General features: G+C 61.1%; 16 protein-coding genes and 2 pseudogenes. 4 read left to right on the top strand and 14 right to left on the bottom strand.

What is annotated here, in order from left to right; translation table 11 throughout:
• Window positions 1-217 precede the first annotated feature (217 nt).
• Window positions 218-814, bottom strand: a pseudogene (locus ACVWVP_RS23580) (methyl-accepting chemotaxis protein); the annotation flags it as partial.
• A gap of 261 nt (window positions 815-1075) precedes the next feature.
• Window positions 1076-2008, bottom strand: a pseudogene (locus tag ACVWVP_RS23575) (cache domain-containing protein); the annotation flags it as partial.
• A 344-nt stretch (window positions 2009-2352) separates the two neighbouring features.
• On the opposite strand from ACVWVP_RS23575, the gene ACVWVP_RS23570 reads away from it, so the two are divergent.
• The 3 genes from ACVWVP_RS23570 (at window position 2353) to ACVWVP_RS23560 (ending at window position 7471) form a co-directional block, all read left to right on the top strand.
• On the top strand, window positions 2353-3396 hold the full coding sequence (locus ACVWVP_RS23570; protein ID WP_178925886.1) for an LLM class flavin-dependent oxidoreductase: 1044 nt from the start codon (window positions 2353-2355) through the stop codon (window positions 3394-3396).
• Window positions 3397-3738: 342 nt separating this feature from the next.
• A complete protein-coding gene (locus tag ACVWVP_RS23565; RefSeq protein ID WP_457408341.1) occupies window positions 3739-6147 on the top strand; it encodes a glucose/quinate/shikimate family membrane-bound PQQ-dependent dehydrogenase in 2409 nt (802 codons plus the stop codon).
• Window positions 6148-6205: 58 nt separating this feature from the next.
• Window positions 6206-7471 (top strand): carbohydrate porin, encoded by a 1266-nt coding sequence (locus ACVWVP_RS23560; RefSeq protein WP_457408339.1) that lies wholly within the window; start codon window positions 6206-6208, stop codon window positions 7469-7471.
• A 6-nt stretch (window positions 7472-7477) separates the two neighbouring features.
• On the opposite strand, the gene ACVWVP_RS23555 is transcribed toward ACVWVP_RS23560, so the two are convergent.
• The 11 genes from ACVWVP_RS23555 to ACVWVP_RS23505 all read right to left on the bottom strand — a co-directional run bounded on the left by ACVWVP_RS23555 (window position 7478) and on the right by ACVWVP_RS23505 (window position 21080).
• Window positions 7478-8497 (bottom strand): fimbrial protein, encoded by a 1020-nt coding sequence (locus ACVWVP_RS23555; protein ID WP_259174536.1) that lies wholly within the window; start codon window positions 8495-8497, stop codon window positions 7478-7480.
• On the bottom strand, window positions 8494-9219 hold the full coding sequence (locus ACVWVP_RS23550) for a fimbrial biogenesis chaperone (protein ID WP_457408336.1): 726 nt from the start codon (window positions 9217-9219) through the stop codon (window positions 8494-8496). The genes ACVWVP_RS23555 and ACVWVP_RS23550 overlap by 4 nt, the downstream gene beginning before the upstream one ends.
• Window positions 9220-9253: 34 nt before the next feature.
• Complete coding sequence (locus ACVWVP_RS23545; RefSeq protein WP_457408334.1) at window positions 9254-11686, bottom strand: fimbria/pilus outer membrane usher protein; 2433 nt, start codon at window positions 11684-11686, stop codon at window positions 9254-9256.
• A gap of 248 nt (window positions 11687-11934) precedes the next feature.
• Entirely contained in the window at window positions 11935-12468 is a 534-nt protein-coding gene (locus tag ACVWVP_RS23540) for a fimbrial protein (RefSeq protein WP_176997650.1), read from the bottom strand.
• Between the two features lie 305 nt (window positions 12469-12773).
• A complete protein-coding gene (locus tag ACVWVP_RS23535; RefSeq protein WP_457408332.1) occupies window positions 12774-15284 on the bottom strand; it encodes a fimbria/pilus outer membrane usher protein in 2511 nt (836 codons plus the stop codon).
• 78 nt (window positions 15285-15362) lie between these two features.
• Window positions 15363-16103 (bottom strand): fimbrial biogenesis chaperone, encoded by a 741-nt coding sequence (locus ACVWVP_RS23530; protein WP_178925893.1) that lies wholly within the window; start codon window positions 16101-16103, stop codon window positions 15363-15365.
• Window positions 16104-16157: 54 nt separating this feature from the next.
• Complete coding sequence (locus ACVWVP_RS23525; RefSeq protein ID WP_178925894.1) at window positions 16158-16706, bottom strand: fimbrial protein; 549 nt, start codon at window positions 16704-16706, stop codon at window positions 16158-16160.
• Between the two features lie 259 nt (window positions 16707-16965).
• On the bottom strand, window positions 16966-18030 hold the full coding sequence (locus tag ACVWVP_RS23520; protein WP_457408331.1) for a fimbrial protein: 1065 nt from the start codon (window positions 18028-18030) through the stop codon (window positions 16966-16968).
• Between the two features lie 155 nt (window positions 18031-18185).
• The gene (locus ACVWVP_RS23515; RefSeq protein ID WP_178925895.1) at window positions 18186-19244 is read right to left on the bottom strand and encodes a fimbrial protein; all 1059 of its coding nucleotides are present in this window, start codon (window positions 19242-19244) and stop codon (window positions 18186-18188) included.
• A 172-nt stretch (window positions 19245-19416) separates the two neighbouring features.
• A complete protein-coding gene (locus tag ACVWVP_RS23510; RefSeq protein ID WP_178925896.1) occupies window positions 19417-20043 on the bottom strand; it encodes a response regulator transcription factor in 627 nt (208 codons plus the stop codon).
• A 242-nt stretch (window positions 20044-20285) separates the two neighbouring features.
• The gene (locus ACVWVP_RS23505) at window positions 20286-21080 is read right to left on the bottom strand and encodes an SDR family NAD(P)-dependent oxidoreductase (protein ID WP_178925897.1); all 795 of its coding nucleotides are present in this window, start codon (window positions 21078-21080) and stop codon (window positions 20286-20288) included.
• Window positions 21081-21203: 123 nt separating this feature from the next.
• On the opposite strand from ACVWVP_RS23505, the gene ACVWVP_RS23500 reads away from it, so the two are divergent.
• On the top strand, window positions 21204-22130 hold the full coding sequence (locus tag ACVWVP_RS23500; protein WP_457408330.1) for a GlxA family transcriptional regulator: 927 nt from the start codon (window positions 21204-21206) through the stop codon (window positions 22128-22130).
• Between the two features lie 285 nt (window positions 22131-22415).
• Here the strand turns inward: ACVWVP_RS23500 and ACVWVP_RS23495 are convergent, their stop codons facing one another.
• A complete protein-coding gene (locus ACVWVP_RS23495; RefSeq protein ID WP_457408329.1) occupies window positions 22416-24950 on the bottom strand; it encodes a hypothetical protein in 2535 nt (844 codons plus the stop codon).
• Window positions 24951-25093 lie beyond the last annotated feature (143 nt).

Raw genomic sequence — 25093 nt, 5'->3', positions numbered from 1 at the left:
GCAGCCTCGCTAAAGCTCGACAGCTCCCACAGGGATTTGTGCAACGATGAAGATCCCCTGTGGGAGCTGGCTTGCCTGCGATAGCGGCGGCACAGCCAATAGAGATGTCACCTGACCCACCGCCTTCGCAGCCTCGCTAAAGCTCGACAGCTCCCACAGGGATTTGTGCAAAGACGAAGATCCCCTGTGGGAGCTGGCTGGCCTGCGATAGCGGTGGTCAGGTACGGAAGCGACTGACCAACTGATTCAAGGTCTGCGACAACGCCGTCAACTGCTGCGCATCCTGGCGCGTGGCGTCGGCCAGGCTCGCCACCAACTGCGCATCCCCGTGGATCTGGCTGATATGCCGGTTGATGTCCTCGGCCACCTGATGCTGCTCTTCTGCCGCCGTGGCGATCTGGGTGTTCATGTCACGGATCACGTCCACCGATTCACGGATCAAACCGAAGCTGGCTCGCGCCTCATTGATCGACACCACGGTTTCCTGGGACACCTCCAGGCTCGCATGCATCTGCTTGCCCATCTGGTGAGTACGCCGCGCCAGGTTGCCCAACAACCCGTCGATTTCGCCGGTGGAGTCTGCGGTGCGCTTGGCCAATGCGCGCACTTCATCTGCCACCACGGCAAAGCCCCGGCCTTGCTCGCCGGCACGGGCTGCTTCGATGGCGGCGTTGAGCGCCAGCAGGTTGGTTTGCTCGGCGATGGAGCGAATGGTGCCGAGGATCGACTGGATGTCGTTGCTGTCTTTTTCCAACTGCTCCATGGCCTGGGCCGAATGGCCAATCTCATCACTGAGCCGCCCGACACTGCTGACTGCCGCGTCAATCTGCTGCTGCCCGGTATGGGCCTGGCGCTGGCCGTTGTCGGCGGAATCGGCGGCCTGGCTGCAGGAGCGCGCCACCTCATTGGACGTGGCCACCATTTCATGGAACGCCGTCGACACCATGTCCACTGCTTCACGCTGGCGCTCGGCAACGTCGGCCATTTCCACCGAGACTTCAGTGGCGCTGCCGGAGCTGCTGTGAATCTGCCCGGCGGCCTGGCCGATGCGCTGGATCAATGTGCGGATCGCCTCCAGGAACTGGTTGAACCAGCCGGCCAGTTGCGCCGTCTCGTCGCCGCCTTTGACATCCAGGCGTGCAGTCAGGTCGCCTTCGCCCTGGGCAATGCCTTCCAACCCACTGGCCACGCCGCGGATCGGCTTGACGATCAACCCGGCAAACCAGGCCCCCGCCACCGCGAACACTAGGCCGCACACCAACGCAATAGCCGCGATCAACCAGGTGAGCCGCGCCGCACCGGCCATTACCTCACTCTCGCGCACCAGCCCGACAAAACGCCAGCCCAAGGCCTTGGACGGCCACACCAGCGCCATGTAGCGCTCCCCCGCCAACTCCACTTGCACCAGGCCCTGGCCGGCTTCGCTCAATTGGCGATAGCCCTCACCCAGTTCGCCCAGTTTCTTGAAGTTGTGGGACGGCTCGTTCGGGTCCACCAGCACCGTGTTGTCTGCTTCCATCAACATCAGGTAACCGCTCTCGCCCAGCTTGATCTGTTTGACCAGGTCAGTGAGCTGCTTGAGTGACACGTCAATGTTCACCACCCCGCCCACTTTGCCTTGGCGATCATTGAAGCTCTGCACGGTACTGACCAGCACCACATCGTCGGCGGCCCAGTAATAGGCTTCGGTGCGCAGGGTCTTGCCCGGTTGGGCCATGGCGGTTTTGTACCAGGGGCGTGTGCGCGGGTCGTAGCTGGCGAGCGCGGGGTCGCCGGGCCAAAACACATAGCCGCCGTCTTCAGTGCCCAGGGACAAGTAGGTGTAGGCCGAATGAGTCTTGGCCAGCCCTTCGAACAGCTTGAACAGACGCTGATCGTGCTCGCCGGGTGCGACCTGCGCCGCGTCGCTGGCCAGGTAGCGCTTCACATCGCCATTGATGCTTTGCAACTGCGGGTGTGCCGCCAGGTAGGCAACGTTCTGGCGGATGCCTTCAAAAAACAGCTGCATGGCATTGTCGACCTGGCGGATCTCCCGCGCGCTGCTGTCGACAAAACCGTCCCGCGCTTGGTGGCGCACGTTGAGGATGATCAGCACCGCCACCAGAATCACCGGCAGGCTGGCGATGATGGCAAAGGCCAGGATCAGTTTTTGTTTTATGTTCATCAGGCTCGCCTTCCTTGTGAGGTGAGTGTGTCGCCGTTGGAGAGAAAAATTTTGCAGATATTCTGTATTATGGTATACCAACAATCAATCCGTCGACCAGCCGTCTCCCCTGATCGGTTTTACGTTGGCGAGAGCACTTGAGGGCCTGCAGTCGACAGGCCGATCACAATAGATCCGAGGTAAGCGCCATGAAGTTTTCCCTGTTCGTACACATGGAACGTTGGGATGAAAGTGTCAGCCACCGTCAGTTGTTCGAAGACCTGACCGAACTGACCCTGATGGCCGAGGCCGGTGGCTTCAGCACTGTCTGGATTGGCGAGCACCACGCCATGGAATACACCATCTCGCCAAGCCCGATGCCGCTGCTGGCTTACCTCGCGGCCAAGACCACCACGATTCACCTGGGCGCCGGCACCATCATCGCGCCGTTCTGGCACCCGCTGCGGGTCGCGGGCGAATGCGCACTGCTCGACGTGATCAGCAACGGACGCATGGAAGTCGGCCTGGCACGTGGTGCCTATCAGGTGGAGTTCGATCGCATGGCCGGAGGCATGCCCGCTTCCAGCGGCGGCCAGGCCCTGCGTGAGATGGTGCCGGTGGTACGCGCGCTGTGGAAAGGCGACTACGCCCACGACGGCGACCTCTGGAAGTTCCCCACGTCCACCAGCGTGCCCAAGCCCATCCAGCAGCCCAGCCCGCCCATGTGGATTGCCGCCCGCGACCCGGACTCGCACAACTTCGCAGTAGCCAACGGCTGCAACGTGATGGTCACGCCGCTGATGAAGGGCGACGAAGAAGTCCTGGACCTTAAAAACAAGTTCCAGGCCGCACTCGACAACAACCCGAACGTACCCCGCCCGCAACTGATGGTGCTGCGCCACACCCACGTGCACGCTGAAGACGACCCGCACGGCTGGAAGGTCGGGGCCGAGGCGATCTCGAAGTTCTATCGCACCTTTGATGCCTGGTTCGGCAACAAGACCGTGCCGGTCAACGGCTTCCTGGCGCCAAGCCCGGAAGAGAAGTTCGCAGGGCGCCCCGAATTCGAACTGGAGAGCCTGCACAAGACCGCAATGATCGGCACCGCCGCCGAAATCATCCCGCGCATCCGGTATTACCAGGCATTGGGGGTGGATGAGTTCAGCTTCTGGTGTGACAACAGCCTGCCCCATGCCGAGAAGAAGAAGTCGCTGGCGTTGTTTATCGAGCAGGTGGTGCCAGCGTTTCGCTGATAGGGGCTTGCCCCGCGCGGCAGTGTGTCAGATAACCCGTTGTTGCCTGGACGGACGCGGCGCGGGGCGAGCCCGCTCACTACACCCCCGTGATCAACCCGGCCTTGTAGTGAGCGGGCTTGCCCCGCGCCGCAGTGTGTCAGGTACCCCGTTTTTACTCGGACGAACGCTGCGCCTGGCTAACCCGCTCACGACAAAGGCGTTCGGTGGCGCGCGCGACATTTGGTCTCAGCCCATCATCACAGCATCTGTAATAGTGTATTGCGGAGCATAATGTACTAACCAGTTACTTATCTTGCTAAAATCGCGTCTTTGCCCTCTCACCTTCGAGCATTTATCGATATGAAACGAGCATCGCGCGCCGCTGGCGTCTCTAGATTTATCCTGCTGGGCCTGGGCGTCGTTATCGCCCTGCTCGGCGTGGCGCTGGCCGTTGGCGGCGCCAGGCTGGTCAGCCTCGGCGGCTCCTGGTACTTCCTGGTCGGCGGCCTGGCCATGGCGATTTCCGGCGTGCTGATTGCCCGGCGCAAGCCTGCTGGGGCGTGGCTGTTTGCGGCGTTCCTGGTGGGCACCGCCGTTTGGGCGGTGGCGGATGTGGGCCTGGTGTTCTGGCCGCTGTTCTCGCGCCTGTTCATGTTCAGCGTGATTGGCCTGGTGGTGGCGCTGGTGTACCCGCTGCTCGCGGGCAAGCCGGCACGCGGCGCCTATGGCGTTGCCGCCGTGCTGGCGGTTAGCGTGGCTGTCGCGGCGGGCAATATGTTCGTCGCGCACCCCAGCGTCGCACCCACCGGCGCAGGCCCAGGTGTAACCCCCGTGGCCCCGGCCGACGCACAGAAAGACTGGGCCCACTACGGCAATACCGAAGGTGGCAGCCGCTTCGCCGCGCTGGACCAGATCAACCGCGACACCGTCAACAAGCTCAAAGTGGCGTGGACCTACCACACCGGTGACGTGGCCATCAGCGACGGCAACGGCGCCGAAGACCAGCTCACCCCGCTGCAGATCGGCAACAAGGTGTTCATCTGCACCCCGCACAACAACCTGATCGCCCTCGACGCCGACACCGGCAAAGAGCTGTGGAAGAACGAAGTCAACGCCAAGTCGGCGGTGTGGCAGCGTTGCCGGGGCATGGCTTACTTCGACGCCACCGCGCCGATTGCCGCGCCCACCCAGCCCAACAGCTCGCCGATCATCGCCGCCAGCGTGCCAGCCGGTGCGCAGTGCCAGCGTCGTTTGCTGACCAACACCATCGATGCGCGCCTGATCGCGGTCGACGCTGACACCGGCAAGTTCTGCGAAGACTTCGGCAACCACGGCCAAGTGGACCTGAAAGCCGGCCTGGGCAATGTCCCCGACAGCTACTACCAACTGTCCTCCGCCCCGCTGATGGCCGGCACCACCGTAGTAGTCGGCGGCCGTGTGGCGGACAACGTGCAAACCGACATGCCCGGCGGCGTGATTCGTGGCTTTGACGTGATCACCGGCCAGATGCGCTGGGCGTTCGACCCGGGCAACCCCGAAGACAAGCAAGCCCCGGCCGCCGGCAGCACCTACGTGCGCAGCACCCCGAACAGCTGGGCGCCGATGTCCTATGACCCGCTGATGAACACGGTCTTCCTGCCGATGGGCAGTTCGTCCACCGACATCTACGGCGTGGAACGCACCCAGCTCAACCACAAATACGGCGCCTCGGTGCTGGCGCTGGACGCCTCCACCGGCGCTGAAAAGTGGGTGTACCAGACCGTCCACAACGACCTGTGGGACTTCGACCTGCCGATGCAACCCAGCCTGATCGACTTCACCCCACCGGGTAGCGACAAGGCGGTACCCGCGGTAGTGATCGGCACCAAGGCCGGCCAGATCTACGTGCTCGACCGTGCCACCGGCAAGCCGTTGACCGACGTGCGTGAAGTGCCGGTCAAGGCCGCCAACATCCCCAACGAGCCTTACTCGTCCACTCAGCCAAAATCCGTTGGCATGCCGCAGATCGGCGCGCAAACCCTGACCGAATCGGACATGTGGGGCGCCACGCCGTACGACCAGTTGCTGTGCCGCATCGACTTCAAGGGCATGCGCTATGACGGCCTGTACACCGCGCCGGGCACCGACAAATCCCTGAGTTTCCCGGGCTCCCTGGGCGGCATGAACTGGGGCAGCCTCTCCACCGATCCGGTGCATGGCTTTATCTTCGTCAACGACATGCGCCTGGGCCTGTGGATCCAGATGGTACCGTCGCAAAACAAAGCCCAGGCCGCCTCCGGGGGCGAAGCGCTGAACACCGGCATGGGCGCCGTGCCGCTCAAGGGCACGCCGTATGCGGTGAACAAGAACCGCTTCCTGTCGGTGGCCGGCATCCCGTGCCAGGCACCGCCGTTCGGCACCCTGACCGCCATCGACATGAAGACCCAGAAGATCGCCTGGCAAGTGCCGGTGGGCACCGTTGAAGACACCGGCCCCCTGGGCATCCGCATGCACCTGCCGATCAAGATCGGCCTGCCGACCCTCGGCGGCACCCTGTCCACCCAGGGCGGCCTGATCTTCATCGCCGGCACCCAAGACTTCTACCTGCGCGCCTTCAACAGCGGCAACGGTGACGAAGTCTGGAAAGCCCGCCTGCCCGTCGGTAGCCAAGGCGGCCCGATGACCTACGTGTCGCCGAAAACCGGCAAGCAGTACATCGTCATCACCGCGGGCGGCGCACGCCAATCCACGGACCGTGGCGACTATGTGATCGCCTACGCCTTGCCATAACCCCTTCTGTTTGCGCGGCGCCTCCCCCGGCGCCGCGCTTTTTTTTGGAAAACGTCGCATGACCCCCACTTCTCAGATTTCCCTTGGGCGCCTGTTGCTGGGCCTGGCCCTGGGCGCCGCCCTGCCCGTGCAAGCCGATGACACCACCTTGACCGGCGACTGGGGCGGCCTGCGCCGCGAACTCGACGAACAAGGCATTCGCTTCACCGGCGACTACAGCGGCGAGACCGCCTACAACGCCGATGGCGGCCTGCATCGCTCGGCGCGCTACTCGCAGAACATCAAGCTCGGCGTGCAGTTCGACCTGGGCAAGCTGTACGGTTTCAACAATGGCGACCGCATCCAGGTCACGATCAACGACCGTCGCGGCAACAGCGCTTCAGAGGACTTGGTGGGCAACCGCCTGCCGATCCAGGAAAACTACGGCGGCCTCTACACCCGCCTCACCGAGCTGAGCTACGAGCGCACCCTGTTCACCCCGGCGCTCAACGTCAAGCTCGGCTACATGGCCATGGGCAACGATCTCGGCGGCCTGGACAGCGGCATCCTGTGCAACTTCATGAACGCCGGCTTCTGCGGCCACCCGCTGAACATGTCCGGTGGCAGCGGCTGGACCAACTACCCGAATGCCCGCCTGGGCGCGCGGGTGAAATACGACTTTTCACCAAACTGGCAACTGCGCGTGGCCGCCTTCAACGTGGACCCGGACAGTAACGGCAACTCCAGCCGCGCCTGGCGCCTGGACCCCAAGCGCACCACCGGCACCGTGCTGCCCATCGAACTGGTCTACAAGCACGCGGGCACCCTGCCGGGTGAATACAAGCTGGGGTATTACTACGACAGCTCCGACGTGAAACGCATCGGCAGTAAACAGGAAGTCAGCGGGCGCAGCGGGCATTACCTGCTGGTCGACCAAGCGGTGTGGGCTTCGCACGCTTCCGCCGGCCGCGTGCTGCATGCCTTCGGCCAATACTCGGCAGCAAGCTTGGCCGCGTCGCCCTTCACGAAGTGGTATGGCGCAGGCGTGGTGCTGTATAAGCCGTTCGAAGGCCGCCCGCGCGACACCCTCGCCCTGGGCTATGGCCGCGCCGTGCCCAACCCGCGCAGCCGTGACGCGCAGGAACTGGCGGCGTTCAACGCCGGCACCGACTACCCCAACCTGAACAACGCCGAGCAGTTGATCGAACTCAGTTACGGCTACCAGGCCACACCCTGGCTGACCCTGCGCCCGGACGTGCAATACATCATCGAGCCCGGGGCGTTTTCCGGCAGCGACATCGACAATGCGCTGGTGCTGGGGTTGCAGGTCAAGGCGAGCTTCTAAGGCGCCTCAGTAGTAGATGATCTGCACCACCATGATGGCTTCGAACGCCCCGACCTGAGGGTCCCCCTGGGCCACCACCGTTGCGCTGAACGGCACATCGATGTGGCTCACATTGGCCGCAAAGGTCGCCAGGGGGAACGGTTCGTTGATGGGCACCAATGCGTTACGCCCATCGCGCACCTGAATGCCGAACCCGCTGTCGGCCGTCGGCAACACCGTGTACAGGCCTTGCTGGTTGGCGGTCACAAAGGTGGCACCGACGTTGATGGCACTGCTGCACTTTTTCTCCAGGGCCAGGCTGAACGGCTTGGTCGGGCTGGGCGGAGACAGCCCGGTGGCGGTTTTCTGGATCACGCCGAAATCGACAATGCCCGGTTCCGGCGTCACCGTGACGTCGACCGTGCACGCCGTGCCGACAATGTTCTGCAGGCCGCTGAGCTTGAAGCGGAAGTTGTTGAACGGGTTGCCCACCCCACCGTTGAGACCGTACTGGCCGTCAAACTGGAACACGTCGTAGGTGTCCTGGGACGGGCGCTGCAAGGGCAGCAGCCCGCGCTTGCGGATCACCACCTGAAACGCAATGTTCGGCGTGGCCAATGAACACGGCAGCATCTCTTCATTGTTGGTGGCCGCCGGGCAGCCACGGGACACGAACCCGGTATTGACGCCCAGGGTCGGGTCGGAACTCCAATCCCCATCCCAGGCCGTCACTTGCCGGTACACCAGGCCGAACTCGATGCCCCAGGCCGTCGCGTTGAGCCCCGCAGGGTTGCCGTAGAAATAGATCGGATCGTCTTCGTTGAAGTGCTGGTCACGCAGTTTCCAGCACTTGGCAGGCACCACGTGGGTTTGCGAGCGCCAGATGATCGTACCGTCGGGCACTGTGTCCGGCACCGACACCGGGCCAATGTATTCGCTGAGAAAATCGCCGTCGGACTGCGACTTGCAAATCAGCGCCCACGAGGCGCTGGAAAACCCCAGCATCAGCAGCGCCAGACCCACCCTGAGCAGTGGCTTGATGTTCACGGTTTCACTGCCTTGCACGCCTCGGCTGCGCACTGGAACAGCGTGTCGGTCTGGCCGCCGAAATCATTCATGTTCGACACCCGCAACTCACTGAGGGCGGTGGTGCTCAACGGCAACCGTGCACCGCTGAACGGCGCGATCATCACGGTCTCGACCGGCAGCTTGGTCATCTGCGGCCCGGCCAGCAGGCCCACCACGGTGATATGGAACGGTGACGGGTTGTCGATCAGCAGTTGCTTGCCGATGGGGTCGATTTTCAGGTTCAGCCGCTGGGCCAGGTCTTCACCGCGCTCACGCTTGACCGACGCCGGGCGGTAGAACAGCTTGATCTTCGATTGCAGGGCAATCTGCATCGCGTTGACCGCCTCGCTTTTGGGCGGGATCTCGCGGATGTTGAGGTAGAACACCGACTCGCGATCCTTGGGCAGCGCGGTCTCGGGCAGCTTCACAATGCGCAGCATGCTGCTTTCATTGGGCTCGATGCGTTGCAGCGGCGGCAGCACCATGAACGGCGAGCTGATTTTCTTGCCGCTGGCGTCTTCGATCCATGACTGCACCACAAACGGCAGTTGCAGGTTCTTGTTGCTCACGGTGACGCTCACCGAGGAGGCGCCCTCTTCAAAAATCACCCGGGTGCGGTCGGGGATCACCGCGGCCTGGGCCAGCAGCGGCAGGCAAAACCCCACCAGGGTGGCCAGGCGTTTAAAGGTCAATCGAGGCATCAGGAGTCTCCATGAATCAGGGGTAAGGGGTGAGTCACAAACACCGCACGGTGGTGGCGACGTTGGTGACGACGTCTTCGTCGGGCAGCGTTGCCAACGCGCAGCTGTGGCTGTCATCCCAGCGCGCCACCAGCTCGGCGCCGGTCTTGGCACCCAGCAGGTAAGTCACCCCTGCCTCGCCGACGATGCCCACTTCCTTATGGCTGTGTTTGTCCTGGACCGAAGCTCCGAAAGGCACCGGCTGGCCGTTCGGCCGGATCAACTCGATAAAGGCGTTATGGCCCTGGGCGGCGGCAAAGCTGACGTAGCCGATGGCGCCCTCGGTCAACGCCAGGCGCTGGATCGGGTTGCTCACTTCGGTGCGCAGCGGCAGCTTCTCCAGGTTGACCCGTGCTTCGTAGGCTTGGAACGACGGCAAGCCGTCCATCACCGCATAGCCCTGGCTGTTGGTGCGCGCCCGGCCGGTGAAGGTCACGTCCGGCACACCGTCGGTGGACACCAGCAAACGCGTGTCGCCGTTGGAACCATTGCCATGGGCCGCCACGCCGTAACGGGTCGCCACCAGCGAGCTGTCGAACTCGCCGGTGAGCGAGCGGTAGGTGCTGCCGTCGGTGGTGGCCGAGGCGTTGGCCCGGTAGGTCGAGGCACGTTGGCCGACGTAGGCGTTGACGTACTTGTTGTCACCCATGCCGCCGTACACCTGGTAGTTCATGCCGTCACCGTCGTCATAGCTGTAGCCGACGTTGGTCGAAGACGCGCCAGCGCTTGAACGCTGCAGGTTGCTCGACATGATCGCGTTGCCCCCCAGCGGCACGCTCACGCCGAGGTAGAGCTGTGCGTCGCTGTGTTGCGCGTTCTTGGTCTGGTACGCCGACAAGTTCAAGTTGATGTTCTTGACGTTGCCCAGGGTGAAGCTGCGCGCCAGGGTCAGGCCGAACCGGTCGGACGGCGCGGCGTCCCAAAACGTCGAATGGTCGAAAGATAAGCTGGTCGACAGCCAGGCGAAGCGCTTGGCGAGCATCACCGAATAGCGTTGCTTGCCCGAGTTCAAGGCGTAGGAGTCCGGATCGCCGACAAACTGCGAAAAATTGGTGAAGGTGCGGTCGGAAAAGCGATACCCGAGAAAGCGCAGGTCGGTGCCGATGGCATCGAAATGCTTGGAATAGTTGATGCGGTAGGAGTTGCCCACCGCCGTCTCACCGGTCCAGCGCAATTTGGCGCGCGACGTGGTGACGTCTGCCGACACCGCGCCGAACACTCCCAGGTCGCGGCCCACGCCCACGGCGCTGGACACGTAGTCGGTGGCCGCCAGCATGCCGCCGTACACCGTCCAGTCACGGGACAAACCGTAGGCCAGTTCGGAGGCGACAAAGCTCGGTTCGGTGCCGCCCCTGCCCGTCAGGCGTGGCTGGCCTGCTGAGAGCTTGTAGCGCAACTCGCCTTCGCGGGCGAGGAACGGCACGGCGGCGGTGGTGACGGTAAATTTCTGCTCGGTGCCGTCTTCTTCGCGCACGGTCACATCCAGCGTGCCTTGCACGCTGCTGTTGATGTCCTGGAGGCTGAATGCACCCGGGGTCACCGTGGTGGAATACAGCACGCGGCCTTGCTGCGACACGGTCACCGTGGCGTTGGTGCGCGCCAGGCCGCTGATCAGCGGCGCGTAACCGCGCAAGTTCGGCGGCAGCATGCGGTCGTCACTGCTCAGGCTCGCGCCGCGCAGGGCGAAGGTGTCGAACACGTCGGAGTTCAGGTAATCCTCGCCCACCGACAGTTTCGAGCGGATCGACGGCAGCGCCCGGTAGGCATACAGCCGGTTCAGCTGGAACGCCTGGCCATTGTTGCCGCCGCCCTGGTTACCGGTGACTTGCTGGGCCTGGTAATCGGCACGCAGCCGCCAGGCATCAACGTTCAGGCCTGCCGTGCCGTAGCTCTGCAACGAGGTGGAGTCGCCGCTGGACGCCGAGCCTGTGGTCTGGCGGCTGTTGGCGATGACCCGGTAATCGAGTAAGGCGCCGTCGAGCCCTTCGCTCCAGGCGGCCGGCGGAATGTAATTGGGGTCGTCATATTCGAATGACGCCTGGGGCAAGCTGATCAACAGCCGCCCCAGGTTCTGGGCGTAAGTGACGCTGGCGTTTTCGATCACGCTCAGGTCGACACATTGACCATCGGCAATGCGTGGCAGGCGCTTGTACAGGTCGGGCTTGAGCCCGAAGGTTTCGACCAGCGACGGCGGCAAACAGGCATAACTCTGTTGCGGTTGATCGCCGCTTTTGAATGCTATGGAGCGTGTTCCGAAATAACGTTGATTAACCACGATATCCAATACGTAATTACCCGGCACGGTGTAATGCGCATGAGTAAATTGTCCGAGGCTGACGCCGTCATGACCGTCAATATTTAAAAACTCGGTATTAAATTCCAGCGCATAGGTATAACCCGCGCAAGGCAGTAATACGCAAGACAGCATAAGTGTGCGGCAGTACACGGGCATTACCCTTTTATCAGCACCGGATCAGACAATAAAAAAGGGGCTTGCGCCCCAAAGTGTTACAACACCAACAACGAACACCGATAGACAAAACTTGTAGTGAGCGGGCTTGCCCCGCGCCGGACCAGGCACCTCATTCCAACTGGAGATACTCGGGGCCCGGGCTGTCGCGGCGCGGGGCGAGCCCGCTCACTACAAGATCAAGGACGAACTCACCCGCGCACGTATCAGTTGTAGGCGACGGTGAAGTTGGCAACGCTGTCGGCTTCACCGGTGGTGACGGAAGCCGCGGTGGCTTCGTACATCGCGGCGAAGGTGACGGTGTTGTTGCCGTCTTGCAGCACCACCGGTGCGACTTGCTCAGTGCCGTTATCCAGCATTTCGCCAGCGCTGGCCTGCAGGCGGATGCCGACGTTCTGGGCCAGACCGGTGGTGGCGAACAGGCCCGGAACCACGGGGTCTTGCACGCCGCTGAAGGTGAAGCGGGCGTTCTTCTGGGTGGAGGTGTCGCACTCGGTCAGAACGATGTCGAACTTGGTCGGCGTCGAACGATCACCAATGGCCTTGAACTGGTTCGACGGCACTTGGCCCAGGGACACGGTCTGGTCCAGAGAGTTGGCATCGATACCGCAAGCGCCGGAAACGATTTCACCAATGAAGCGCACAGTGCCCGGGTTGCCGGTGGCAGGCGTCGCAGCGTTGGCGAACGAAGCAAGACCCATAACAACAGTAGCGGCGGTAACAGCGACAAGCTTTTTCATGAGTACAACTCTTGGATTATTAATAGTGGGTTGCGCAAAGACGCTGAATCCTGAATACACAACAATGCGGCACGACAAGTTCCCCCACCAAACAACGTTCATCCGTTAAAACAACTCAAGCATCAACTTGAGTGTTCTCGTTATTCAGTCAAGTGCAGCCAACATCATTGTTATTCAACAACTTCAACCATCTTTGGTGCGGGGCAAATAATGCGATGTATACCTGAGCCGAAATGTAAGCCCGTTCCGCCCAGACTGTAGGAATTTTCCCCACAGCTTCCCTCACAGATTTGTCCTATTGCACCTCATGGCGCCGCACAGGTGGCCGCCATCACACGGTAGCCATCCACCGGTTCGGTCTTGCTGATATCCAATTCGAACGTGCAACGTTGCGCGTCTTTTTCGCCCCACTTCATGCTGAACCGGGTGCCTTCGCCCACCGCCATCAACACCTGCCCGGCCTGTCCGACCACGCCGACACTCAAGCCCTTGGCATCCAGCACCGAAGTGCCAAACGGTGGCAAGCCGCCGTCGGCGAGGCGCACCGTGGCCACGACTTTCTCCGAACGGCTGGCGGCGAATGTCGCCTTGACCACGGCACCGCGACGCGGCACCACGTTGGTCACGCCGTCCTCGATGTCCACCTGGCTGTCCAGTTCGCTGGTGTCCAGCGCCACACGGTTCTTGCGGTACGGCATCACGTAGGGCACCAGCGCGTAGCCCTTCTTGCTTGTCAAGGTGCCAGGGGCATTGAGCACCCCCACGTTCGGCGTGTCCTTGACCTCCACCAGGGCCACGGTTTCGCCCAGGCTTTGCCCGAACTCCACGCCGTCGCCGTGGGCCAACACCGAACCTGCGGCACTCACCGACGTCTGGCGGTAACCACTGCCAACGCTGACACCCGCGCCCAGCTGAGCAAACGGCGCACGGTAGCCGACCAGGGCCGAGCCGTTATTGCCGGCGTTGTCCGAGCGGTTGGCGTTGACGTTGTAAGTCATCTCGCCATCGCGCCCACTGAGGCCCGCGCGCTGGTCCAGGCTGCCGTCGGTGTTGCGCGTGACGGCATAGGTGGCGGTGCTGCGGGTCTGGCCGATCGGCATCGACACGGTCAACACCACCTGATTGTTCTGGCCGAAATTGTCGGTCAGGGTCTTGCTGGCATAGGCGCCATAGGTCACGCCCTTGTACTGACTGCTGAAACCCAGTTGCATCTGCTTGTCCTGGCGCGATGAGCCCCAGTAGTTCTGCTGGCTCATGTTCAAGTAGAACGAACCGGCACTGCCCAGCGCCTGGTTGATGCTCGCCTCGACCTTGGAGCGTCGGGACAGGTTGTAGTAGCTGTCGGGCTCTTGCAGGCGCACGGCCTCGTCAAAGTCCCGGTAGCCTTCGGTGGAATAGCGATAGCCGGCGAAACGCACCGAAGTGCCTGTCTCGAAGGCCTTGCCGTAGCGCACGCTGACACTCTGGCCATTCTGTTTGCCTGCCGGGTTGCCGGACGCCTGCGGCACCTCGGTCTTGGCTGCCGTCACGTCCATCGACACCGCACCCAGGCTGCCCAGGCTCTTGCCCATGCCGACCAGGCCAGCGTTGTAGAAATTGGCGCCGAGCAGGCCGCCGTACAGCGTCAGGTCGAACGGCAAGCCATAGGCCAGAGAGGCCTGCGCAAACGAGGGGCGCTGGCCGCCGTCGACGGCGTTGTACTCGCCGACGGTCATGCTGTAGCGCCAGGTCTTCTCGCGCAGCATGTTGCCCAGGGTCGCGTAAGGCTGGGTGAAACGTCGTTCGCGGCCGTCGGCCTCGGTAATCACGATTTCCAGGTCACCGCTGCCGGAGGCGGCGTTGAGGTCATCGATCTCGAACGCGCCTGGCGCCACATAGGTGGTGTACAGCGAGTAGCCGTTCTGGCGCACTTCGACCTTGGCCTGGGTTTCAGCGATACCGCGGATGATCGGCGCATAGCCCTGCATCGAGTCCGGCAACATGCCCATGTCCGAGGCCAACTGCACACCGCGAAACGGAATGCTGTCGAACACATCGCCCGGCGTGAAGCTTTCGCCCACGGTCAGCGTGCCTTTCATGGCCGTCACGTCCCGTTGTGCGTAGGTGTTACTGCGCTGCCAATCCTGCTTGCCCTCCTCGTCCTGGCGGAACGACGAACTGGTGCGAAAGCGCCAGTCGCCCAGGTTGAAACCGCCATTGCTGTAGAGGTTGTATTGCGTGCCGCTGCCCCGCGCGTCGGATTGGGTCTGGGCCGCCGAGAACTGATAGTTGAGCATCGCAGCGTTGATCCCGTTGTCCCACTCCTGCGGCGCCACGTAGCCGGCCGCGTCACGGCGCAGGGCGATCTGCGGCACGCTGATGTCGAGGGCCAAGTGGTTGGCGTCGAAGCTGACCGCAGCGCCGTCCACCAGCGCCGCGAGGTCGATGCACTCGGGCAGGGTTTCGCCGGGCACCTGGAAGGCATCCAGCTTGACCCCCAGCTCAGTGAGAAACGCTGCCGACAGGCACGCCCGCACTTCACCGGTTTTTTCGTCCTGGGTGAAGGTCATGTCGCGGCGATCAAAAAAGCTCTGGTTCAGGCGAATGAGCACCGGGTAGGTGCCAGGGCCGAGGCTGCCGCTGTTGGCAATCGCGTTCAGGTCCAGGTTCGGCCCAGCATCGGTGCCGCCAAAGGATTGCATGAAGCTTGAGTCAAACTTCACCGCGTCATCGGCCTGTGCCACACCGGCCATCAACGCAGCCAGGATGGCGGCGGACAGGCGCAGCGGGGCAAACGGCAGTGAAGACCAGTCGAGGTTCAGGGCATCGATTCGCATGACAATACTCAATGGGCCGCCATCACGTTGCCGCGCGGGCAACGTGGGAGCACCTTCGCAAGGACAAGAAAAGTGGGATCAGGGCGTGCTGGTCAGCGCGACTTTGGTCGGTTCGCTGTAGCCGCCGTAGTCATTGATGGCGGAGAACATCACCTCGCCGCCGCGGCCACTGAAGCCGGGCAAGGCATAACGCTGGCTGCTCATCGGCGCGACCATCTTCGGCTCTTCGACTTCCACGGTTTGTGCACCCGCCAACACCTTCACGCCGATGAAGGAGACGTGAAACGCCGACGGGTTGTTGACCACCAGCACCGTCTTGCCCTGCTCCTGCGCGAGGCTCCAGCGCAGTTGCGGCAACGCGTCCAGCGGGTTGCCCTTGAGGCCGGCCGGGCGATAGAACAGCTTGATGCGGGTACGCATGGCGATCTTCAGGGTGTTCTCGTCGGCCTTGCCGGCCACCGGGATTTCCTGGGCGTTGAAGTAGAACACCGACTCGCGGTCTTCCGGCAGCGCGCCTGGGACTTTCTGGATGCGCACCATCTGCTCTTTGCGCGGGTCCAGGCGAAACAGGGGCGGCGTGGCCACGAAGGGGGTAGCGCTGGTGTTGTCGTCAGCCTCGGTGTTGATCCAGGTCTGCACCGCATAGGGCTGTGTGGTGGTGTTGCCGACGCTGATGGACGCATCGCGCTTGCTGCCGTCGAACACGATACGCGTGCCGCCGAGCATCACACCGGCCTGGCTTGCGGTGCCAACCAGCGTCGTGGCGAGCAGCACGGCCAGCATCGCTGTGGCTTTGAATGGGGTCGCAAAACGTTTCATATCGGTCATCCTCTTGGCGCCCCAACCCGGCTGGGCTGGGGCGTGTCACAGGGCTTACTGGTAGTCGACGGTGAACGCGGCCTTGGCGTTGGCCGGGCCCGAGGTCGCAGCACCGGTGGCGATGTAGTTGGCGGTGAAGCGCAACGGTTGGGTCAGGTCCAGGTACGGCGAGGACTCCAGGCCCAGCTGCACGTCCTTGCCGGTGGCGTCCTTGATCTGTACGGCGACGTTTGTGGCCACACCCGGATCTGGGGTCAGGCCGATCCACTGGCCGCTGGCGCCAGCGTTGCCGCTCAGGGACAGGAACTTGACCACGGCTTTCTTGCCGCTGACGCTGCAGCCGGGCGCGGTGGTGTCGATGGTCAGGGTGAACGCACCGCCACCGGCGACTGCACCGGCGGTGGCCAGGGAGGTGGCCGGGACGCTGCCCAGGGTCACGTCACCTGCGCCGGCCGCACCGTTGAGGTCCGCCACCACCACCGGGCACGTGTTGTCGGTGACGCTGCCGATGAAGTTGATTTCGCCATCAGCGGCCATGGCCGCTTGCGATGCACCGCCCAGAACCAGGGCCAGGGTCAAACCTTTGAGAGCGTACTTTTTCATGATCACATCCACAGTTAAGAGAGGGGGTATCTGTGCACCTGCATCAGGCATCCAGACAAAGCGACGGGGCTACCCGACTGCGGGTCAGCGCGTTTCGTCTGGTGTCATTATTGGAAGTTGGAGGGGTACACCTATGTAGGAAACGTCCTCGTAGCTGTAGGAAATTTCCCACGAGCAGGCACCCTTCACCGGGCTGTAGAAACGCCAACGCCACAGGCGCGATGCACCTGTGGCGTTGGCGTTGTGGCGCTGGAAAACCTCAGCGATAGGTCACGGAAAAACTCGCGTGGCCATTGGCGGTCCCCGGGGTGGGCGTGGGTCCGTCGGCGGTCTGGATGTAGCGCGCCTTGAGCGGCACCGTGGTGGTGCCGTTGACGATGCGCGTCAGGCGCACCGGCTGGCCCAGGTTCAGCGGCGTGTCGTTGGCCTGCAGCACCTGGATGGCCACGCCCTGGGCGGTGGAATCACTCGACAGGCTCAGGACGCCATTGGCCGCGTCCAGGATGGTCGAGGTCTTGTTACCGTCGACCTGGATATTGGCGTAGTTGCCGTTGAAATAGCCGCTGCCGTTGTTCGGGTAGTTGCTGCCCGCGATGCACGAGTCCAGCGTGACGGCGAACGGCTGGGCGGGCGTGGTGGAGTGCTTGCCGTTGAACACACGCTTTTCCCAGGTGCCCATCGGCACATCGATCTGATTACCCGGCGCAGCCGGCATCGAACAGCCGGCGACCGTCACCGTGGCGGTAAAGGTCAGGTCGAAAATCGGCCCCCGATCAGACGTGCCCGTGGCCACCAGTTGATTGATGGTATGGGTGCCCGGCGGGATATCGCCGGTCTTGACCAGGGCATAGCGCATCAAGGCCCCGGTCATGCCGGCGACGGCATAGGAAATATTCATGTTCAGCTCAAACGGAATGAACCGGCTGGGGTTGTCCGCCGACCCTCTCCACTCGGAAGCAAACCCGGTCATGTAGATGGCCAGGCCGATGCCGGGCACATTGGTTTGCAGCAACGAACTGGCGGGCACCCGCACCACATCCACCGGGACATCGGTGACAACGGGCCCGACCAGCGTGGTAGCGTAACGGGCGACCAGGCCACACACCAGGCGGTCGTTGAAAGGCACCGTGCGAATCGGTGCGTTGTTGTTGAGCGTGGTGCCAATTGGCACATCCCGCGGTGCGAACACCGTACCGGCGCCCAGCGTCAGTTGCTTGGGCGTGCCGTTGTTGGAGGCCCAGGTACAGGCCGCCATGGCGGGTGTCGCCGCCAGCGCCAGTGCGACGGCGGCAAGGCCGCTGGTGAGCATTGAACGTGCTTTCATGATTGAAGTCCCCGTAAGAGTAACTGCAGGCATGGACGGTCTTTGGCCTCACCAGAGGGGTCAGGCACAAGAACCAGGTGAAACCTGATTATCGAAAACAGTCATCAGCCAACCCGTAGCCGATATCCCGCCAACTCGTAGGAAATTTCCTACGATCAGCGATAGGTCACGGTGAAACTCGCATGCCCATCGGCGGTGCCCGGCATCGGTGTCGGCCCGTCGCCGATCTGGATATAGCGCGCCTTGAGCGGCACCGTGGTGGTGCCGTTGACGATGCGATTGAGGCGTACCGGTTGGCCCAGGTTCATGGGCGCGTCGTTGGCCTGCAACACCTGGATGGCCACGCCTTGGGCCGTGGAGTCGCTCGACAGGCTCAGGATGCCGTTGGCCGCATCCACGATGCTGGAAGTCTTGTTGCCATCAATCTGGATGTTGGCGTAGTTGCCATTGAAGTAACCGTTGGCGTTGTTGGGGTAGTTGCTGCCCGCGATACATGCACTCAGCGTGATGGCAAACGGCGTGGCGGGCGTGGTGGAGTCCTTGCCGTTGAACACGCGTTTTTCCCAGGTGCCCATGGGCACATCGATCTGGTTGCCGGGTGCGGCCGGCATCGAACAGCCCGCCACGGTGATGGTGGCGGTGAACGTCAGGTCGAACATGGGGCCGATGTTCGTCGTGCCAGAGGCCACCAACTGGTTGATGCTGTGGGTGCCGGCCGGAATATCACCGGTCTTGACCAGCATGTAGCGGAACATCACCGAAGGCATCTCGGCGATGGTGCCCGAGGCATAGGTCAGGTTGAGCGGCACAAACCGGTTCGGATTGTCGGCCGGCCCGCGCCAACCGGCGGCAAAGCCGGTTATGTAGACCGCAAGGCCGACCCCGGGCACGTTGGTCTGCAACAGCGCGTTGGCGGGCACGTTGAGGTAATCCACGGGAATATCGGCGGCCAACGGGCCGATCAGCGCCACGTTGTAGATCGACGACGAACCGCACCGCAGCCGATCACCGAAGTTCACCGCACGGATCGGCGACGGGTTGTTCAGTGTGGTGCCGATCGGCACGTCGCGTGGTGAGAAGACAGCGCCGGCGTTGTACGTCAGCGCCTTGGCCGTCGTGCCGCCCGAGGTCCAGGTGCAGGCCAGCGCGGGGATCGCAACCATCGACAGGGCTGACAGCCCCAGGTAACACAAGAGCCTTGATAGGAATTGCATGGGTGTAATCCTGCTGAGCATGACTGCAGGCAGGAGTTGCCATCAGCCTGTCGGTTGATCGGGTTCGGGCACCAAGGCCCGATGAAGCGCGATTATGGGAAGCCGCCATTACCCAACGCGCAGCCGATTTCCCACCAACTTGTAGGAAATTTCCTCAGGATTATGTTTTCACTCACACCAGGTTGTTGCGCTTGGCAAAGTCGGCCAGGTACACCACCGACTTGACGTTGAGTTTTTCGATCAGGCGGGTCTTGTAGGTGCTGACCGTCTTGTTGCTGATCAGCATGGCATCGCCGATCTGCTTGTTGGTCATGCCCAGGGCCAGTTGCTTCAAGATGCTCAGCTCACGGTCGGACAGGCGTTGCACCAGGTCATGGTCTGAACGCTGGGTATCGCTGCGCCGCACGGTATTGCTGGCCAGGTCGGGAAAGTACGTGTAGCCGTTCATCACCGCTTCGACCGCCTTGACCAGTTCACTCAACTCGTTGCATTTGGAGACAAACCCCGCCGCCCCTGCCTTCATGCAACGCGCGCAATAGAGCAGCGCTGGCTGGGAGGTCAACACGAGGGCCTTGCTGGGGCCATTCGCCCCTGTGACCTTTGCAATCAGCTCCAGCCCGTCGAGCCTGGGCAAGGTGAGTTCAAGAATGATCAGATCCGGCGCGTTTTCGCGAACGCGGCGAATCGCTTCAACCCCATCGCCGGCCTCGGCGATGACGGTAAAGCCAGCACTGGCCAGCAGCATTTTGACCGAGGAACGGATAAAGGGGTGGTCGTCCACCACTAATGCGCTAGACATAGGTTTCCTTTCTACAACACAAAGCGGCAGTCGGCTTTCCCTGCTGTTCGATGGGTGCAACACGCGAGAGAACGTCGATCGTCCTTCAATCATTGAGGAAGGTGAATGATGGGCACTGGGATTGAATGGTGGCGTAGGACTGATCCCTGCAAATCGTAGGATTTTTCCTGCCAGCCATGAATGTTGTACGCCACATTGCCTCTGTAGGAGCTGGCTTGCCGGCTCCTACAGGGGAGATGGGGTTATTTGAGGTAGCGTGCCGCAGGCCTGGCGTTGCCGAACTTGCCCGAGATCGCGCGGCGCCCGGCCTCCCACTCGTCCCACGCCTGGCCTTCATGCAGCCCAGGAATGGTGACGCGCTCGCCCAGGTCCAGCCCTGCCAATGCGGCGTCCACCAGGTCGCTGGCCGACATGGTGATCGGGCTCTCCTTCTGCGGCGCATAGCCGGCCACGTCCCAGAACTCGGTGGCGGTTGCACCTGGCAGCACGCTCTGGATGCGCACGCCCTTGTCGCCGAGGTCGCGTTGCAAGGCGTGGCCGAAACTCAACACGTAGGACTTCGAGGCGCTGTAGACACCGTTGAGCATCTCCACCGCAATGCCCACCACCGACGCGATATTAATGATCGTACCGCTGCCTCGCGCCACAAAGGCCGGCGCCACCGCGTAAGTCAGCCGCGTGAGGGCGGTGATGTTCAGGCCGATCATGGCGTCCATCGTTTCCACATCGCCGTCGAGCACGGACGCCACCGAGCCCACCCCGGCATTGTTGACCAGCACGCTGATGCTCGCGTCTTCCCGCAGCACGGCCTCGACCTTCGCCAAGGCGGTCTTGTCGTTCAGGTCGGCGACCAGCGTGGTGACACTACGCCCGGTGTCGGCGCGCAGCCTGGCCGCCAGGGTATCCAGGCGCTCGGCGTTACGGGCCACCAGGATCAGGTCATAGCCACGCTTGGCCAGACGGTCGGCATAGACCGCGCCGATACCGGTGGAAGAACCTGTGATAAGGGCCGTGCCCTTGGACGCTACAGTACTCATGAGGTGTCTCCAGGAAAATGAGCCGACAAACTTCGGTGATTGATCGTACGGCTTCCCCTGTACGTCACAAATGTCGTATATACACCTTTTTAGGACACGCCTTCCCAGAGAGCGGTACATGTAATGAAAACCATCGGCCTTGTGATCTACCCGGGCTTCCAGGTACTGGGGCTTGCTGTTTCAGCAGTCTTCGAAACGGCGAATGACCTGCACGGTGCGCCCTATACGCTGACGGTGGTGTCGGAACACGGCGGCATCGTGCACTCCTCCCTGGGCTTCGGCATGGAGTCGCAGTCATTCAAGGGCGCGCACTACGACACACTGGTCGTGATCGGCAATAACCGCCTGGACGATGTGTCGCCAGGACTGCTCGACTACTTGCGCAACGCCACTTCACAGCGCATCACCGCGGTGTGCACCGGCGCCTTTGTGCTCGCCCAGGCGGGCTTGCTGGAAGGCCGGCGTGCGACCACCCACTGGGCCCACGCCCGGGCGTTTCGCGACGCCTACCCCGGCGTGCGGATGGAAGAAGACCGCATCTTCGTGATCGACGGCGCGCTGTGGACCTCGGCCGGCATGACCGCCGGCATCGACCTTGCGCTGGCGATTGTAGAGAAGGATTTGGGCACCGAGATCGCGCGCAGTGTTGCCAAAAAAATGGTCGTGCACCACCGTCGTTCGGGCGGGCAATCGCAGTTTTCGACGCTGTTGGACCTCGACCCGAAAACCGACCGCATCCAGAGCACGCTGCTCTACGCGAAAGAACACCTGGATGCCGAGCTGTCGGTGGAAGAACTGGCCGAGATCGCCCACCTGAGCCCGCGCCAATTCAGCCGGATCTTCAAGGAAGAAACCGGCCAATCGCCGGCCAAGGCCATCGAGCACCTGCGGGTTGAAGCGGCGCGGATCATGATGGAGGAAGGCCGTTACTCTCTGGACGTTATCGCCCGGGAATGCGGGTTCGGCGAACGGGAGCGGATGCGTCGATCGTTTTTGCGGGCATTCGGCCAATCGCCCCAAGCAATCAAGCGCGTCACACCGCAACTGTAGGCGCCGGCTTGCCGGCGATGAGGCCCTTGATATGAGTGCATATCTTAAGGGTGCCATCGCCGGCAAGCCGGCTCCTACAGTGGACGATGGCGTCGGATTATTGGGAGACCGGCATGACGAACTCAGTGCTTTGCTCGATGCTTTCCAACCAGCGCTGCAGACCGACGTGCGCTGGGCATGTCGATGCTGCATGTGGACAGTTACTGGCAGATAAGTGATATCAAGTTTTTGCTATCAGAAGTCGCTCTAAAACCTCGAAGGGGCCTGAGCTTGGCGCATACCCAATCAATCAGCGATCTCCCCATCAAAGATATGGTTAACAATCTTTGGCTTCGTGGTAGGCGACGAAAGATATACAAACAAGGTTCCATCCGACTCCTTGACGGCCATAACTTTCATAAACTCATTAGGGCCTATTGCGAGATGATCCGGCATTTTTTTCGTAGACAAATTCATTTTGGGTACTGACTCATCAAATACATAAACCACTTTCTGGGTCGTACCTTTTTCTTTGTTTGGTTCAGTCTGCGCCCAGGCATCCAAATCAACTAAACCCTGCAGGGTCGTCGAGGCAGATTGCACACCGGAATCTTGCAATACCTTGCCAACACTATCCTTGATCCTTTTTGCCGCTTCTGCAGTGACAAACGTTGAGCGGTAGGCTTTTTCCTGAGATACGGTCATCTGGTAGAATTCCTTAAAGAAATTTTCTATTTCTGGGGAGGTTCTACCCGATCGCAAAGGTCCATTGACTGTATCTGAGCCTGCCTCAACATAGCCCTCTACCAAAGGGTACTGATCGGCATTACTTCCCTCCAAAAGATTCTTAAATTTTTCAGTAAGCTTTAGCTGCTCTTCACCCGAGAGTGGGTGTAATCGCTGTTTATAGTTAGCAGCAACTTCCTCCAAGGAGTCGCGCGCTTGCAAATGTTTTTTTGAAAAGTATCTTTTTATTCCGTCGACCCCGACCATACCGCGTTCTTTCCAATCGCCCTTTTTATCAAGCCCAGCAATGATATAGCTGCTTCTCAATTTCTCCGGATTCTTAGTGTCTCGCAGATACAATATAAAATGGACACCGTCCCCTGCATCAGGGTGCTCAGCGGCAAAATAATGATTACCCCGTATCTCGACCTCGCGCATTCCCGAAAAAGAGGTAGTTCCCTCAGGCGTCGGGACTACATCAGGCATGTGCGGTTTTGAAATCGGCGCTTCATCATCCAGAGTTTTATACTTTGGCAGGGTTTGTAGCTCAATTTCATTCGTACGCGAACTGCGCCGCCACGTGTACTGCTCAGTCTGGGAACGGTTGATCGTCGGAACCGGTTCACCCGGTTCAACCTCGCCGCCTACTGGCAGAATTTCGTGCGCCAACTGTAAAGCCGAGATAACAGCCGCAGCACCACCACCCACTCGGTCGTCGGCGGTCATGCCATCAATTGCATCGTGTATGCCAAATACAACGTTGCCGAGGTTGCCAACGATAGGCACGTAACCGAACGTATTACTCCACAGTTCCTTCGCGGCTTTCCAACCTTGCTGCGAGGAGCCAAAGACTTCTGTCTGGTCAGACCAGAGGGCATTTTTGGCATTCACTTCCTGGAATTTGGCGGCAATACCAGCATTCAGGTCACCGAATTTCAACCGGTATTCGCCCCCTCTCGATTCGGTATAGTTGAAGGTTTCCCCTACCGGCACCTCTTTATCTTTGACTAGGTTTTGATACCCAGGGTAAGTCGCATTGCTACCTGCAATCAGTGTGTCAAGTACATCGCCGGCTTTCGGCCAATGCGCATCTTTGCCGCCTTGCTTATCGCTGGCATTGAAACTATTCAGTATATTGTCGCGGTTGTGTTTCGCCCAGTCGGCAAAATCAGCGTCGCTGTGAATTTCACGCGCACTACCGTTCTTCAAATCAATGATCACGCCCTTGTTGGGCCTGTTCGCGTAATTCCCATCAAATTCGCTAAAGGGAATAAAGGCATACCCCGCCATAGGGTAGCCATAGATATTTGGAATAATCACTTGCCCATTTTTTTGCAGCGTACGGTTGATCGCCGCCAGCCCTTCGGCACTTAAAAGTCCCGAGGCATCATTATTATTAACCAGACTTTGCAATGTGCCACGAACGACATAAGCGTCCGCGTTTCCTGAGCGACTCGCCAATCCCCCCGAAGCGTCGCGCATGGGCGTGGCAACGTCCTCTTTCCAATGGGATTGGAGGCTGTCGCCGAGCGACTCAAGCTCGTCGATCGTGCTCCGATCTTTCGGTTCGATATGCATAAATTGGAAATTGATCGGGCCACCACGCGGAACCTTATCGTGCTGAAGAGCACCGGCTGCGATCTCCCAGGCAAAATAGGTGCGTTCTTCGGTGCCGGTCAATGTATCTGGCGATCCTCGTCCGGTATAGCTGCGGAAGGTCACCGTGAACTTTTCATGAGGGTCACGACCTGCCGCCAACAGCCCGCCGCTGAAGTAACCCGCCGGCTCCAGAAACTTACGAATCTGCTGAAACTTGACATTACGTTCACCTTCGCTGCCACTTTCGATGTTCTTTATATGCGTCACCACTCGCTCGGAATACGCTTTTATAAGTTCCATTCGTTGTGACAACGTGTAATATTTGGTAGGTGGCAATGCGAAGTCAGAATTATAAATAACCGAATTATAATAATTCGCCAGTGGCGCAGGACCAGTGTGTTCACTGATCGCAGGCGCGCCAGCTAGCTGGCTGAAACTGGGGCGCAATTGAGCGACATTTGAGATGCTGTCTCCACGTAGCGAAACCGACGGCAGGGAGGGAGAATAAACATTCATGGGCGACGTCCTTCTTCAGGCGACTACAGTTAAACAACTCATTCACGGAATATAAACTTGGATTGAGCGTCCACTGCTCCCGTTCAAACACCGCATTAGTGGTTTTTGAATAGACTGCTGTAATTTTTCGTACTCAAATTACG

This window comes from Pseudomonas sp. TE24901, assembly GCF_054058375.1.
This window is presented reverse-complemented; position numbering and strand designations above follow the sequence as displayed.

What these genes read in the sequence shown, in the direction of transcription:
- ACVWVP_RS23570 (WP_178925886.1), top strand. Translation starts at nt 2,353, where the DNA reads ATGAAGTTTTCCCTGTTCGTACACATGGAACGTTGGGATGAAAGTGTC.
- ACVWVP_RS23565 (WP_457408341.1), top strand. Translation starts at nt 3,739, where the DNA reads ATGAAACGAGCATCGCGCGCCGCTGGCGTCTCTAGATTTATCCTGCTG.
- ACVWVP_RS23560 (WP_457408339.1), top strand. Translation starts at nt 6,206, where the DNA reads ATGACCCCCACTTCTCAGATTTCCCTTGGGCGCCTGTTGCTGGGCCTG.
- ACVWVP_RS23550 (WP_457408336.1), bottom strand. Translation starts at nt 9,219, where the DNA reads ATGCCTCGATTGACCTTTAAACGCCTGGCCACCCTGGTGGGGTTTTGC.
- ACVWVP_RS23545 (WP_457408334.1), bottom strand. Translation starts at nt 11,686, where the DNA reads ATGCTGTCTTGCGTATTACTGCCTTGCGCGGGTTATACCTATGCGCTG.
- ACVWVP_RS23540 (WP_176997650.1), bottom strand. Translation starts at nt 12,468, where the DNA reads ATGAAAAAGCTTGTCGCTGTTACCGCCGCTACTGTTGTTATGGGTCTT.
- ACVWVP_RS23535 (WP_457408332.1), bottom strand. Translation starts at nt 15,284, where the DNA reads ATGCGAATCGATGCCCTGAACCTCGACTGGTCTTCACTGCCGTTTGCC.
- ACVWVP_RS23530 (WP_178925893.1), bottom strand. Translation starts at nt 16,103, where the DNA reads ATGAAACGTTTTGCGACCCCATTCAAAGCCACAGCGATGCTGGCCGTG.
- ACVWVP_RS23525 (WP_178925894.1), bottom strand. Translation starts at nt 16,706, where the DNA reads ATGAAAAAGTACGCTCTCAAAGGTTTGACCCTGGCCCTGGTTCTGGGC.
- ACVWVP_RS23520 (WP_457408331.1), bottom strand. Translation starts at nt 18,030, where the DNA reads ATGAAAGCACGTTCAATGCTCACCAGCGGCCTTGCCGCCGTCGCACTG.
- ACVWVP_RS23515 (WP_178925895.1), bottom strand. Translation starts at nt 19,244, where the DNA reads ATGCAATTCCTATCAAGGCTCTTGTGTTACCTGGGGCTGTCAGCCCTG.
- ACVWVP_RS23510 (WP_178925896.1), bottom strand. Translation starts at nt 20,043, where the DNA reads ATGTCTAGCGCATTAGTGGTGGACGACCACCCCTTTATCCGTTCCTCG.
- ACVWVP_RS23505 (WP_178925897.1), bottom strand. Translation starts at nt 21,080, where the DNA reads ATGAGTACTGTAGCGTCCAAGGGCACGGCCCTTATCACAGGTTCTTCC.
- ACVWVP_RS23500 (WP_457408330.1), top strand. Translation starts at nt 21,204, where the DNA reads ATGAAAACCATCGGCCTTGTGATCTACCCGGGCTTCCAGGTACTGGGG.
- ACVWVP_RS23495 (WP_457408329.1), bottom strand. Translation starts at nt 24,950, where the DNA reads ATGAATGTTTATTCTCCCTCCCTGCCGTCGGTTTCGCTACGTGGAGAC.